At 49.9% G+C, this 13,954-nt stretch carries 15 protein-coding genes; 12 read left to right on the forward strand and 3 right to left on the reverse strand.

The features are described 5' to 3' along the window. Nucleotides 1-17: 17 nt before the first annotated feature. From EYB31_RS03285 to EYB31_RS03320, 8 genes are all read left to right on the forward strand, one after another. The gene (locus EYB31_RS03285; RefSeq protein WP_131011842.1) at nucleotides 18-1,400 is read left to right on the forward strand and encodes a mandelate racemase/muconate lactonizing enzyme family protein; all 1,383 of its coding nucleotides are present in this window, start codon (nucleotides 18-20) and stop codon (nucleotides 1,398-1,400) included. 99 nt (nucleotides 1,401-1,499) lie between these two features. Then, nucleotides 1,500-2,405 (forward strand): RraA family protein, encoded by a 906-nt coding sequence (locus EYB31_RS03290; RefSeq protein ID WP_131011843.1) that lies wholly within the window; start codon nucleotides 1,500-1,502, stop codon nucleotides 2,403-2,405. Nucleotides 2,406-2,511: 106 nt separating this feature from the next. Further along, nucleotides 2,512-3,486: an aldo/keto reductase gene (locus EYB31_RS03295; protein ID WP_131011844.1), complete on the forward strand. Its 975-nt coding sequence runs from the start codon at nucleotides 2,512-2,514 to the stop codon at nucleotides 3,484-3,486. Continuing rightward, the gene (locus tag EYB31_RS03300) at nucleotides 3,483-4,481 is read left to right on the forward strand and encodes a dihydroxyacetone kinase subunit DhaK (protein WP_131011845.1); all 999 of its coding nucleotides are present in this window, start codon (nucleotides 3,483-3,485) and stop codon (nucleotides 4,479-4,481) included. The genes EYB31_RS03295 and EYB31_RS03300 overlap by 4 nt, the downstream gene beginning before the upstream one ends. A gap of 19 nt (nucleotides 4,482-4,500) precedes the next feature. Continuing rightward, nucleotides 4,501-5,142, forward strand: coding sequence for a dihydroxyacetone kinase subunit DhaL (gene dhaL, locus EYB31_RS03305; RefSeq protein WP_131011846.1), 642 nt, complete (start codon nucleotides 4,501-4,503; stop codon nucleotides 5,140-5,142). 78 nt (nucleotides 5,143-5,220) lie between these two features. Next, the gene (locus EYB31_RS03310) at nucleotides 5,221-6,051 is read left to right on the forward strand and encodes a phytanoyl-CoA dioxygenase family protein (protein WP_131011847.1); all 831 of its coding nucleotides are present in this window, start codon (nucleotides 5,221-5,223) and stop codon (nucleotides 6,049-6,051) included. Nucleotides 6,052-6,109: 58 nt separating this feature from the next. After that, nucleotides 6,110-6,586, forward strand: a complete 477-nt coding sequence (locus EYB31_RS03315) for a heme-degrading domain-containing protein (RefSeq protein WP_131012106.1) — start codon at nucleotides 6,110-6,112, stop codon at nucleotides 6,584-6,586. A gap of 89 nt (nucleotides 6,587-6,675) precedes the next feature. Continuing rightward, on the forward strand, nucleotides 6,676-7,206 hold the full coding sequence (locus EYB31_RS03320) for a hypothetical protein (protein ID WP_131011848.1): 531 nt from the start codon (nucleotides 6,676-6,678) through the stop codon (nucleotides 7,204-7,206). A 59-nt stretch (nucleotides 7,207-7,265) separates the two neighbouring features. On the opposite strand, the gene sigW is transcribed toward EYB31_RS03320, so the two are convergent. Beyond that, on the reverse strand, nucleotides 7,266-7,880 hold the full coding sequence (sigW, locus tag EYB31_RS03325; protein ID WP_131011849.1) for an RNA polymerase sigma factor SigW: 615 nt from the start codon (nucleotides 7,878-7,880) through the stop codon (nucleotides 7,266-7,268). 15 nt (nucleotides 7,881-7,895) lie between these two features. After that, nucleotides 7,896-8,174 (reverse strand): hypothetical protein, encoded by a 279-nt coding sequence (locus tag EYB31_RS03330; RefSeq protein WP_131011850.1) that lies wholly within the window; start codon nucleotides 8,172-8,174, stop codon nucleotides 7,896-7,898. A 94-nt stretch (nucleotides 8,175-8,268) separates the two neighbouring features. Between EYB31_RS03330 and EYB31_RS03335 the strand changes: the two genes are divergently transcribed. Next, complete coding sequence (locus tag EYB31_RS03335; protein WP_131011851.1) at nucleotides 8,269-8,556, forward strand: hypothetical protein; 288 nt, start codon at nucleotides 8,269-8,271, stop codon at nucleotides 8,554-8,556. 216 nt (nucleotides 8,557-8,772) lie between these two features. Then, entirely contained in the window at nucleotides 8,773-9,120 is a 348-nt protein-coding gene (locus tag EYB31_RS03340) for a hypothetical protein (protein ID WP_131011852.1), read from the forward strand. 69 nt (nucleotides 9,121-9,189) lie between these two features. Here EYB31_RS03340 and EYB31_RS03345 read toward each other — a convergent pair whose 3' ends face one another. Beyond that, complete coding sequence (locus EYB31_RS03345) at nucleotides 9,190-9,453, reverse strand: hypothetical protein (RefSeq protein ID WP_131011853.1); 264 nt, start codon at nucleotides 9,451-9,453, stop codon at nucleotides 9,190-9,192. Nucleotides 9,454-9,634: 181 nt separating this feature from the next. On the opposite strand from EYB31_RS03345, the gene EYB31_RS03350 reads away from it, so the two are divergent. After that, nucleotides 9,635-12,079, forward strand: coding sequence for a S9 family peptidase (locus EYB31_RS03350; RefSeq protein WP_131011854.1), 2,445 nt, complete (start codon nucleotides 9,635-9,637; stop codon nucleotides 12,077-12,079). Between the two features lie 330 nt (nucleotides 12,080-12,409). Further along, a complete protein-coding gene (locus EYB31_RS03355; RefSeq protein ID WP_131011855.1) occupies nucleotides 12,410-13,930 on the forward strand; it encodes a spore germination protein in 1,521 nt (506 codons plus the stop codon). The last annotated feature ends 24 nt before the right edge of the window (nucleotides 13,931-13,954 follow it).

Consider the following 13,954-nt stretch of genomic DNA (forward strand, 5'->3'; position numbering starts at 1 on the left):
AAGAAGGAGCAAGGTTCATGAACAAGCAGGGAACAAAAGAAACATTTGAGAGCGTGCTGGCCCATGTTAACACGAATTCGCGGCCTTCCGAGCTGCGCATCACCGATATCCGCTTTGCCGATATTGTGGGCATACCGACGCACTGCAGCTTGATTAAAGTATACACAAATCAAGGAATCGTCGGTTTCGGCGAGGTACGCGACAATGCCGAAAAATTGTACGCCCTGATGCTGAAGAGCCGCCTGCTTGGCGAAAATCCTTGCAACATTGACAAATTGTTCCGGCGGATCAAGCAGTTCGGCAGTCACGGCCGCCAAGGGGGCGGGGTCAGCGGCCTGGAGATCGCTTTGTGGGATATCGCCGGCAAAGCTTATGGCATCCCTATCTACCAAATGCTGGGCGGCAAATTCCGCGATAAAATTCGCATGTACTGCGATACCGATGTGGACGGCAAAGATACGGGCACGGCGATGGGTGAAGCTTTAAAAAAGCGAATGGAGCAAGGATATACTTTTCTGAAAATGGACCTAGGCATCAATCAGATTGCGCATGAGCCGGGCACATTAAGCGGCCCCGCCGGATTCGTCCAGGAGGTAAGGGACCTTTCAGCGCAGTGGCGCAACCGGTTTAATGTCCCGATGTCCCGGGAGCTGCGCAGCAAGCACTTCGATCTCACCAATATCGCGCATCCTTTCACGGGAGTTCATGTCACCGAGCAAGGTCTCGACATGTTGGAGCAGTACGTCGCCGAGGTTCGGAATGTGATTGGCTACGAGGTTCCGCTAGCGATCGATCATTTTGGACATATCGGCGTGGAGGACTGCATCAAGCTTGGCAGACGGATTGAAAAATTCAACCTGGCATGGATGGAAGACATGATTCCGTGGCAGTACACCCAGCAATATGTAAGATTGGCTCAGTCGGTAACGACGCCTATATGTACCGGGGAAGACATTTATTTAAAGGAAAATTTCAGACCATTGCTTGAATCCGGCGGCATTTCCGTCGTACATCCTGATATGCTGACGGCCGGAGGCATTCTGGAAACCAAGAAATTGGGGGACATGGCGCAGGAATATGGTGTCGCGATGGCCATCCACATGGCAGAAAGTCCGATTGCATGTCTGGCGGCCGTTCATGCGGCGGCGGCGGTGGAAAACTTCCTTGCCTTGGAATTCCACTCGAATGATGTGCCGTGGTGGGATGACCTTATCATCAGCAAGCTGCCGAAGCCGCTGCTGCAAAACGGCTTCATCGCCGTACCCGATGCGCCGGGCCTTGGCATCGAAGAGCTGAACGACGAAGCGATCGCCCAGCATCTTCATCCGGAAATTCCCGGACTTTGGGAGCCGACGGACTCATGGAACAATTACTGGTCCAACGACCGGCAGTGGAGTTAAGTGAACGCGGCACATGGAATCTGTTCATATGCGTTTTCATATAACTGAATATTATGAAAATTCTAAAAAAAAATTTATCGACAGAAGGAAGGACCTCTCATGAAATTTGACAACGCCGAAGATATTATCCAGTTAACCCCATTATGGACGGGCGAACGCTTTCAGAACGGGCGCCCCAAAGTGCCGGACGATATACTGCGCAGAATGCGGCGCATTACATTGGAGGAGGCTTGGAGCCCGCTTTGGCATCGGGGCTACGACTATCAATTCCAGGGAGATTTTGAGTCTACGCACCCCGGAAAAGTGATTGTCGGCAGAGCGGTGACGGCGGTTTTTGTACCGGTGCGTCCCGAGCTGCATGACACATTGCTGCAGTACGGCAACGAACAGGAAAACAGAAAAGGCTTTTTTAATCAATGGGTGATTGACAGTCTGGTCGAAGACGATGTGGTCGTCGTCGACCTGTTCGATAAAATTTATAAAGGCACCTTTGTGGGAGGAAACCTGTCGACGGCAATCGCCGCAAGAACGAAGCGAGGCGGGGCGGTTATTTGGGGTGGTGTCCGCGATACGCAGCAGATTGCCAAAATCGAAAATATTAACATTTACCACAGGGGCATCGACCCGACGCCGATTCGGGAAGTGACGATGCTTGGGATGAACGTTCCGTGCCGAATCGGCCGGGCAGTTTGCCTGCCGGGCGATGTCGTATTGGCCACACCTGCGGGTGTTATCTTCATTCCGCCGCATTTGGCCGAGCTGGCTGTCGTTCTTGCGGAGAAGTCCCAAGCGCGTGATTTATTCGGTTTTCAGCGCTTGGATGAGGGTGTGTATACGACGGCGGACATTGACGGTTCTTGGGCTATGCCGGTTTGGAACGACTTCCTGAACTGGATCGCAACGTCCGAGAAAGCTGCAGAATACCGCTCCCTCACTTGGGACGAGGAGCTTGAGGAAGCACGCGCGCTGGAGGGCAAAGGACCGTCTAACGACGCTCGGGCTTAAAGAGGTTGTACAAAATACCTAAATTCCGATCCTCCTTTTTTTGAACACTCATTTAGAGCGGGAGCGGAATGATCCGGTTTCAAGCATTTTGGGGAGGAACAGTCATATGAAGAAAATTGCCTTGGAGCGGCGAGGTATCACCAGCAGCCGTTTATTGTTCGGCTGCATGAAATTTTGCGGCGGTATGCAGGCGAACCCGATCACCGAGGAAGAGATTTTGAAGACGGAAAGAGCCGTTGATGCAGCTCTCTCCATAGGCATTACGATGTTTGACCATGCGGATATTTACGCGCACGGGCAAGCGGAGGCTGTTTTCGGGGAAGTGCTGAAAAGAAGGCCCCAGCTCAGGGATCAAATCGTTATCCAGTCCAAATGCGGCTATCGCATGGAGCCGGGAACGACGAAAAGGTACGATTTTTCCAGAGAACATATACTCAATGCCGTTGATCGCAGCTTGAAAAGACTCGGAGTGGAGCGGCTTGATATATTGCTGCTGCACAGGCCGGACCCGTTGATGGAGCCGGAGGAAATCGCCGAGGCGTTCGATAAGCTGCTGTCAGCAGGCAAGGTAAGCCACTTCGGCGTTTCCAATGTAGGCTCGGATCAGATCAAGTACATTCAAAGCGCACTGCCCGTGCCGCTGATTGTCAACCAGCTGGATATGAGCCTAGGCAGACTGGATTGGGTGGATCATGGAATTCTGATGAACCGCAAGGTCGATAAGGTCATTCGTTTTCCAGAGGGCACATTGGAACATTGCAGAACGGAAAATATCCAACTCCAGGCGTGGGGCTCATTAGCACAGGGACGATTTACCGGCCGGGTCATGGAGCAGATGACGGAGGCCGAGCAGTTGACTGCAGAGTTGGTCCGGAACATGGCGAATGAGAAAGAAACAACTCCCGAGTCGATCGTGCTTGGTTGGCTGATGAAGCATCCGGCGATGGTTCAACCGGTCATCGGTACGGTGAATCCCGAACGGATAGCTGCTTGCGGCGATGCGGCCCGCCAGTCGGAGCTGATGACCCGCGAGGAATGGTATTTGCTGTATAAAACGAGCAGGGGGCAGGATATTCCATGAAAAAGCTGATTAATCACCCGGATCGCGTTGTTGATGACATGGTGGATGGGTACGCTGCTGCCTGCCCGCAATATATCAGACGGCTGGCAGGCAGCAAACGCGCCCTCGTGAGAACCGAATTGCAAAAGGGGAAGGTCGGTATAGTGATCGGCGGCGGCGCCGGACATGAGCCCGGTTTTATGGGGTATGTAGGGAAAGGTTTTGCTGACGGTGTTGCCGTAGGGAATATCTTCGCATCACCATCTCCCGAACCGATCGTCGAAGTAACGAAGGCGGTGGACCAAGGGGAGGGCGTTTTGTACATATACGGAAATTATGCCGGCGACTGCATGAATTTCGATATGAGCGCAGAACTTGCATCGTTGGAAGATATTCGTACAGCTACCGTCAGAGTAACGGATGACGTTGCATCCGCCCCGGCCGAGCAAACGGATAAAAGGAGAGGAATCGCGGGATTCGTGCTGCTGTTTAAAGTGGCTGGCGCTTCGGCCGAGCAAGGCTACAGCCTCGATGATGTGGTTAAAGTATGCACCAAAGCAAATGCCAACACACGAACCATGGGTGTAGCATTAAGTCCGTGCACGCTGCCGCAAACCCGCAAACAGGCATTCGAACTGGCGGACGACGAGATGGAAATCGGCCTGGGGATTCATGGCGAGCCTGGAATGGAAAGGGGGAAGCTGGAGACGGCCGACGAAGTAACGGTTCGTTTATTGGAAAGCATCGTAAGCGACTTGAAGCTGGCGGGAGGGGAACGGGTTGCCGTGCTGGTCAACGGCTTAGGTTCCACGACTTTAATGGAACTGTATATTGTTTTCCGGAAAACGGCTGAGTTTTTTGCCGGCCTAGGCGTGAAGATTCACAGATCGTATGTAGGGGAATATGTGACCTCGATGGAGATGGGGGGATGCTCGATCACCGTCATGAAGCTGGATGACGAGCTTGCGTCACTGATCGACCATCCTGCCGATTGCCCTGCGTTTACGCAGGTTTAAATGAAAGGAGCGAGCCGGTTTGGTCGTACAACCGCACGAGTGGAAACAAATTTTGCTGAAAATTGGCCAGAGAGTAGAGGAAGAAAAGGATTATTTGTCCGATTTGGACCGTGTGATCGGCGACGGTGACCACGGCGTCTCGATGGCGATAGGCTGGACGGCCATTAAGGATAAGCTGCAGGAACTCGAAAATGAAAACGATCTCGGAACCATCTGCCAGTCGGTGGCCAAAGCGTTTTTAAATGCGGTCGGTGCCTCTGTCGGTCCTCTGTATGGTACGGCATTTTTGCGAGGCAGTCAGATATTGAAAGGAAAGACAACACTTACCGAAGAGGAAATCGTCAAGTTTTGGTCGGCCGCGGTAGCCGGGATGCAGCAGATGGGCAAGGCGGAGGTCGGAGATAAAACGATGATGGATACATGGGTGCCGATTGCGGCTGCGCTGGAACATTCGCTGCGGAATGGAGAACAGTGGCCGGCCGCCCTCGATCGGGCTGTAGAAGCGGGCCGGAAGGGTATGGAATCGACTCGAGATATGGTATCAAATAAGGGCCGTTCGGGCCGTTTGGGCGATCGTTCAAAAGGCCATATCGATCCTGGGGCAGCTTCCGCCTTAATCATTTTTACAGCTTTTGCCGACGCCTGCAAGGAATTTCATTAAGTTATTAAATATATTAAAAAATCGAGGCTGCCGGGCACTTTGCCTCTCCGTCAGACAGCCGCATAGGAGGCTATTAACATGGACAAATCTTGTTTGCAGTATCAGCTTACAGAAGAGGAACGCCGCACCTTCGAAGAAACCGGTTATTTGATTGTGGAAAACGCCTTATCCGAGGAGCACGTTGCTGCTCTTACAGCGGAAACGGACCGGATCTTAGAGAAAAGTGTCCGGGAGGGCCACGATCCGAAGACTGCGATGTTTCATCCGAATTTCATTCCTGATCACAAGTTATTTCTGGATCTGGTCGACTATGAGAAAATTTTGCCCAAGGTGTGGGGGATTTTAGGCTCGAACATATACTTGTATCATTGTCATATGATTGTTACGCCGCCTTCTGGCCAGCCCAAAAATGACAAAACATTCGCCTGGCATCAGGACAGCGGTCACGTCAACCGGGATATCGAAACACATCCCCGTCCGCGCTTGTCTTTGAAGGTCGCTTATTTCCTATCGGATATTTCCGAACCGGACCGCGGCAATTTCTATATCGTGCCGAACAGCCATCTGAATGATACGATGCCGTTTCCGGAAGGCGGCCGCGGCCAATTGGAGGGAGCGATCCCGATTTGCGTGAAGCCGGGCACCGCCGTGTTTTTCGATCGTCGGTTGTGGCATACGGCAAGTCCGAACTGGTCGGATATTACCCGCAAAGTGCTGTTCTACGGCTACGGCTATCGCTGGCTGCGGACGAAGGACGATATGACGGTTTCTACTTTGCTGGAGCAAAGCAGCCCGATTCGCCGCCAGCTGCTGGGAGACGGGGTCAATTGCAACGGCTACTATACGCCGACGGATGCCGATGTGCCGCTGCGCGTTTGGCTGAGGGAGCATACTCCGGACCAGGCGTAAACTACGGGCCGATGATCCGATTATCGGCTAAGACGATGACTGAAGGGTTGTGAACTTAATGGAAAGTTTAAGCCGATTGTTGGACGAATTGCTGCAGCAGGAAACCGAACTTCAGTTTACCCGGTTTACGAATGAAACGGCATACCGGATCGGCTGCCGGATTGTAGAGAAAGCGGCCGAGCAGAACAAGTGTGTGACGGTGGATATTCAGAGGAACGGCCATCAGTTATTTCATTGCGCAATGGAAGGAAAAACGCCGAACAACGATCAGTGGATCCGACGAAAAAACAAGACCGTGCAGCATTTCGGTCACAGTTCTTATTATATCGGTATTTTGCTAAAATCGAAGGAAACGACGATGCGGGAGTGGGCCAATCTGGACCCTAACGAATACGCTGCCGTAGGCGGAGCGTTTCCGATCATGATTAAAGACGTCGGTGTCGTAGGTACTGTCACGGTGTCAGGACTTCCGCAGGCGGAAGATCATCAGCTGGTCATATCTGTTTTGGAGGAATTTTGCACATCTCATACGTGACCGGATTGCAGTTTTTCCGGGCGTTAGCTATGATAAAGCTATAGTACGGCGGCTTGTTTAGACTCATAGCCGCTATCCGGGGGGACATCGTGAATAATCCGAATATCCAGCATGCGCTGGCTGTAGCGATGCTGCTTGAGCGGCACAGGATCCGTTATTCACTGGGCGGAAGCGGTTTGTTGTACAGTCTGGGGCTTACCGATCGGGTAAGAGACTGGGACATGTTATGTGAGGCTCCCAAACAGGAGGTTCTTGACGCATTGCAGCCGTTGGCCGTAACCGAGATCCAAAGCGGAGATCACCCGTTTCACAGCGCATACAAGCTGCTCGTATTTAAGGATGAGCCCCAGGTGGAGTTGATTGGCCGTTTTGCGATCGCTACGGAACGCGGCGTCGTATCGCTGCCGAGCATCGCGTGCCGGACATGGCAAGGGCTGCAGATTGGCAGCCCGGAGGTGTGGTATGCCGCATATAGCTTGATGAACAGGGAAGAGAAAGCCGCGCTGCTGTTGTCTTATTTGCAAAAAAACGGCGCCGACCGCGGCATTGTCCAATTACTCACCGAGCAGCCGCTGCCGGAACCAATGGCCGGCGCATTATTGTCGTCAATCATTGAATGAAAAAAAGGCAGTCACGACTTTACAGTCTTGACTGCCTTTTGGTTATATATTCGTGCAGCTTATGCGATCGTAATAAAATTGCAGAAAAACACCATGAGGCCGATAATAAAGCCATGGCCCATTTTTTTGCGCAGGTGCTCTCTGCCGCGGTTTAACCGCGACTTGACCGTTGTTACCGGCAAATTCAGCTTTTCGCTGATTTCCAATAGCGACAATCCTTGAATGTAGTAAAGCAGCACAACGGTTCTGTATTTCTCCGACAGCTTGCTGATTACTTTCATCATCTGCGATTTGGTTTCTTTCTCGATCAGCCGATGCTCAGGGGTAGTTTCGTCGCTATGCAAACGCGCATAGTAGTTGGCGTCCTCATCTTCGGAAAATTCGGCATCCAGCGAGTAGACGTTTTTTTTCTTTTTGCGCAGCAGGTCGATGCACAAATTTTTGCCGATCCGGTAAATCCAAGTGGAAAAGTTTTGCGATTCGTCAAACCGATTGAGGTTTAAGTAGACGCGGATAAACGTTTCCTGCACAATATCTTCCGTGTCCAAACGGTTATTGAGCATTTTATAGGCAAGCTTTTGAATTTTCTCCTGGTAAAGCTCCACAAGCTCGGCAAAAGCGTTGCGGTCGCCGGATCTGGAAAGTTTAATTAAATTCGTTTCCGCATAGTTCATGGTAATCACCTGGCGCTATACTAAATTTTGTTTACTTACTAAAATAATATCATGTTTTGCCTGTGGATTGAAGTGATTTTTATGGAAAAAAGAAATAGAACCATCGCTTTTCCAATCAGCGTGGTTCCATTTCTTTTTGTGCTTATGCTGCTCGCGGTTCAGCCGTTCGGCGCGGGTTGGCGTAGTTCGTTCCACGGGAATGATGCCGCCCCAGCTGCCGCGGTTCGTTTCGGGAGAAAGTTTGCCTTCGCGGACCTGTTTCAGACGTTGGCGTTTTGCATGAGATTGAGCCATATCGGCACCCCTTCACAGTTTTGTCAATTGCACCGGCAAGCGGTATACTGTTACATTATATCATATGATGAAGTGCTGCAGGAGAGTGAATAAGTTGTCGAACGAAATGATCTATTGGCTGTTTATCGGTGCCGCTTTTATCGTTAGCTCCGTATTGGCTTTAGTATTGATGGTTAAATTGGACAAGATGGCCTGGGCGTTCTGGGTTTCGTTTGCGGTTAATGCCGTCATTACGGCGGCGGGCTGCTTTTGGTGGGACGGCCTATATACAGGGGTACAGCGGCTTTTTGGTATTTTCGGTTATTGGATTGCATTTGCGAACATTGAAATCATCCTGTTTTTCGCGTTGTTTATTATGAAGAAGCGAAAAACCAATTTGTAACATGGCATACGACATTTGTAACATAACTGTAATTTGTTTTTCATCCTGTTTTAATATTGCTTGCCTATAATAAAAGTCGACCCCCTTTTTAAATATATATTCCTTGAATGGCCTGTGATCCTTCGTGATTGCAGGCCTTTTTGTTTTCAACGGATGCCGGCCGGGCTGGCATAGTTTCCAGCGTTATGGGGGAACTTTAATGTAGGAGGTGCTGTGATGCTTATCCAAAATGCACGCTTTTTACGGATTACAGAACATGATGGGGAGATGTGCGCGGCCGTGGAAGTCGAGGCCGCGGGTTCATCAGATAAACTTACCGTTTTGTTCAGGGCGTCGGAAGACAACGACTTCGATATGGTGGCTGTTACGGAAGCAGGCTCCAATTACGAAGTTCAGATGCTTGACAACAACGTCCATGGGGCTTATATGGATATGCCGGGGGATCCTGTGACCAGCAGCGAAGAGCAAGCTTTTTGGGCGGCTCGCGAGGGGTATAAGGAAGAAATACTGAATTTCGGTTCGGTGCGTGAAGAAATTCTCAACCATTTGGCAGATGCTTTGTAGACTTTTCCGGCTCAATAAAAAACGAGCCATCCAGACCTTTTACGGTCCGATGTCTCGTTTATATCCGCTTTATTTGGCACCGCTTTGATGCAGCTTGAATTTTTGCTCCGAGGTGTTCCATCTGATTCCGGCCAAGAAGAAACCGATAAATCCGAATACGATCAATCTGGCGATGATCCATCTCCAGTTTATAACCCCTTGTGTCGTAAATTCAAGCAATGAGAACACGATGGCCAAAATAATTCCCCACGGCATTAAGCCGTAAAAAACGGCATATTTGATTTTGCCCAATTGCCTCTTTTTCTGCCAAACGGCAGCTTGTTTCTCGTTCAACAACATAACCCCCTGATCTTTCGAAGACATTCCTATCATTGAATATACCATAAACCTCGCTCAAGGAAAAAATAATTGAGATTCAATAACCAAGGTTCAAGAATAATTACCATTACAATCCATTTTTATGTGATATAATAGGCATTGCTTCAAAAAATTACATATTGTGAGGGTGTTCAACATGAATCGTCATTGTCTAACGTTTTTCCTTTTTTTACTATTTATAAGTTGGACATTCGCCGGAGCTGCTTCGGCAAACGCGGAAGCGGTTTCAACGGCATCCGGATACCGCGACGTTCCGGCCGGTCATTACGCCGCCAAGCAGATCGCTGATTTGTCGCGGTCGGGTATTATCGAAGGAGACGCTGACGGGCTGTTTCATCCTGATGAGGATGTCACCCGTGGTGTTGCCGCACTTTGGCTGAGCCGAGCTTTAAAACTTCCTGTTCCCGCATCCTTAAAAGGATTTACCGATGTGCCGGAGAGCAGTCCTTACGCAGTAGCGGTAAATGCGCTTAAGGAAAAAGAAGTCGTGCAAGGAGATGGCGGATTATTTTCGCCTGATGCGCCTCTGACCCGCGAACAAATGGCAAGTTTGCTTGTCCGTGCTTTTCAGCTCAAGGGCAGCGACCTGAATGTTTGGTTCAAAGACGAAGCATCGATCGGTGCAAGTCATTTTGACGATGTGGTCAAACTGAAGCAAAATTTCATTACCGAGCAAGCAGAATATATGCCCAAAAATAAAGTGACGCGGGCTCAGCTCGTATTGTTTCTGACTAGGGCGACAACCAAAGATGATCAGGACGGTAATGGAATCCCGCTCAAAGATTTTCTGCGCGGATCCGACCGGCTTGGCTCTGAGGTTTCACCTAATGGCAAACGTACTGCGTATTTGCAAATCAGCGACAATCATCCGCAGCTATATGTGAAAAAGGTAGGAGAGGAATCGGGAATCCGTATTACAAGCGTAGATAAGCGCAGTATCGAAGGTTTTTTCTGGTTCAACGACGAGCGTCTCGTCTACATGACTGACTTGTACGGTACGGAAAATTACCAATTCCATGCGGTCAACGCCGATGGCACGGATAGTAAAGACTTGACGCCGTTTGAAGGGAAACGGGCCCAATTTATGGACGATATTTCGTATTTGCCGGGCCATGAGAACGATATTCTGATCCAGTCCAATAAGGAAAACTCACGTTTCTTCGATGTGTATCAATTAAACGTTAAGACAGGAGCCTTAAAACTGGTCGCCCAGAACCCGGGCAATGTGTCGAGATGGCTGTCCGATATTTACGGAATTGTCCGGCTGGCCATAGCCACGGATGGAACTAATCAGACGGTCCTTTATCGCGAAACGGAAAACGATGAGTTCAAGCCTGTGCTTAAAGTCGATCCCGGCGATGCGTTTAATCCGATCATGTTTTCGTTAGACGGCCGTCAGGTGTACGTATTAACGAACATCGGCAGGGACAAGCAGGCGCTCATGACCTTTGGCCTGAATACCAAATCGCTTGTGGAGACGATTTATGAAAACCCGGACGCCAATGTAACCGGGCTTGTATTTTCGTATAAAAAAGAAGCGATTATCGCTGCAACCTATGAGACGGACAAACGGTATTATCACTTTCTGGACAAGGAATTCGAAAAGCTGAACCAGTCGATTTCGGCTAAATTAAACGGCGAGCAGTTTGTTATCCTTGGCAATCCGCTGCCGGAAAAAACGGTCAGACTGCGTACGGTCAGCGACACTTCACCGGGAACTTATTATTTCTACAACCGGTTGGAAGACAAGTTGACGAAAATCGACGACGTTAAACCTTGGATTGATCCGAGCAAGATGTCTCCTATGAAGCCGATTAAATATATGTCTCGTGATGGCTATACCATTAATGGTTATTTAACGATTCCAAAAGGAGCCGATCCGAAACAACTGCCGGTTGTCGTTTTGCCGCATGGCGGACCTTGGGCGCGCGATTCCTGGGGTTTCGATTCTGAAGTGCAGCTGCTGGCGTATCATGGTTACGCCGTATTGCAGATGAATTTTCGTGGTTCCACCGGCTATGGCAAAAAGTTCTTGAACGCAGGGAATAAGCAGTGGGGCAATACGATGCAAAACGATATTACCGACGGAGTGAAATGGCTGATCGATCAAGGCATTGCCGATCCGAAAAAAATCGCGATATACGGCGCTTCTTACGGCGGTTATGCCGCTTTGGCAGGTGTCACCTTTACCCCGGATTTGTATGCCGCGGGAGTGGATTATATGGGGCCGTCCAGCTTAACTACGTTCCTCGACACCATTCCGGATTACTGGGACAAAAATGAAATGTATGCCCAGGTAGGAGATCCGATTCGTGACAAGCAGATGATGGACGAATATTCTCCGGTGCTGCATGTAGATAAGATCAAAGTACCGGTTTTTATCGCACAAGGCTTTAACGATCCGCGGGTCAACAAAAACGAGTCGAACCAGATGGTCGTGGCGCTGCGGGCCAAAGGCATCGACGCACCTTACATGATTAAAATGGAAGAGGGCCATGGCTTTCAAAGCTTGCAGAACCGGATTGACTTTTACACGGCCTTATTAAAATTCCTCGATAATCATTTGAAAGACGGCAATTAGCGCCAATATTTTTAAAATTGAACAAAAGGTTTGGTAACCGTTCCTTCCACCATTTCACTGTATTTTTACCGGAACTTCTGAAATCAGCCTTGCTGCGCTAATGTGCGCGGCAAGGCTTTTTAATCACTTTAAACAGCCTTGCAGGATAAAAATGCGGTAGCATCAGCGCTGATCAAATGCAAAATAAAGCGAGGCCATCCCAGTCGTGTGGCGCTTCAAACGCGACGATGCACTTGTGAATCGCGAAATTTGCATTGCAAGCGACCGATGTTTATATCGATCTGCGGCAGTCAATACTTGATTTGAAGATGGGGTAAAGGGGAGGCTGTCATGAGTTTTCTCGATCAAGAAACGGCTGCGGCAGAGCCATTGCTTACAAGCCTCCAGGGGAATATTCAGAAGATTAAAGCAGCCCTCGGGAACAGTACGGATACGATTATTAGAGAGATCAGCACGGTCAAAGATAACAAGCTGCAGATGGCGATTATTTATACCAGCGGGCTGGCAGATGAAAAGGTGATCAGCGATTTTATTCTGGAATCCGTGTTGTTTGAACATGCGGCTGCAGATTATGCTGTGACCATTCAGACGCTGAAAACGGCGATTTTAACGGTCGGAGACGTCAAAGATATCAAAAATTTCACCAGCTTGTATTATGCGGTACGATCGGGAGATGCCGTGATTTTGCTGGAAGGGCAAGCCGTTGGCATCGCTGCAAGCACGCGCGGCTGGAAAGACCGCGGGGTCTCCGAGAATTCCACGGAATCTTCGGTGCGGGGGCCGCGGGAAGCATTTACGGAATCGCTGCGTACGAATACCGCCCTGATCCGGCGCAAAATCAAAAGTCCGGACCTTTGGATGGAAACCAAACCGATCGGTCAAGTCACTCAAACCGATGTAGCGATCATGTACATTAAAGGCATCGCAAGTGACAACATCGTCGAAGAAGTGCGCAACCGTCTGGACAAAATTAACATTGACGGGATTTTGGAGAGCGGTTATATCGAAGAGTTTATTCAAGACGTACAATATACGCCTTTTCCTACCGTTCAAAATTCGGAACGTCCGGATGTCATTGCCGCTGAGCTGTTGGAAGGCAAAATTGCCATCATTGTTGATGGCACCCCATTTGTTTTGCTTGTACCGGCTTTATTTGTTTCGTTTCTTCATGCCGCAGAGGACTATTATCACCGTGCGGATATCAGCAGCCTGGTTCGGATCCTCCGTTTCATCGGGATCTGCATTGCGTTGTTAGGCCCTTCGTTATACATTGCGATAACGACCTATCATCAGGAAATGCTGCCTACTGAGCTGCTGATCAGCTTGGCCGCCCAACGGGAAGGGGTTCCGTTCCCCGCTTTTGTTGAAGCTTTTATTATGGAGCTGGCCTTTGAAATCTTAAGGGAAGCGGGCCTTCGCATGCCAAGAACGATTGGTCCCGCCGTGTCTGTTGTTGGCACATTGGTGATTGGGGAAGCGGCGGTAGAGGCGGGTATCGTTTCGGCTGCCATGGTCATCGTTGTTGCGATCACCGCCATCAGCAGCTTTATATTCCCTTCCTACAGCTTGGCTAATTCCTTTCGTTTACTTCGTTTCCCGTTAATGGGGCTTGCAGCAACGTTTGGCCTGTTCGGAATCATCGTTGGGGTCATTGCGCTTGTGCTTCATCTTTGCAGTTTGCGCAGCTTCGGCATTCCGTACATGAGTCCGTTTGCCCCCACAATTCCTTCCGACCAGAAAGATGCACTCATTCGTGTGCCTTGGCGGGCCATGGTTTCGCGTCCCCGCTTAATCAACCGGACCAATAAGATCCGCAAGCAGCAATATCCGCCCCGCAAACCGGAACCATGATACCAACCCGAAAAGGAGCTTGCT

Source organism: Paenibacillus thalictri (genome assembly GCF_004307995.1).
GTDB lineage: Bacteria > Bacillota > Bacilli > Paenibacillales > NBRC-103111 > Paenibacillus_AF > Paenibacillus_AF thalictri.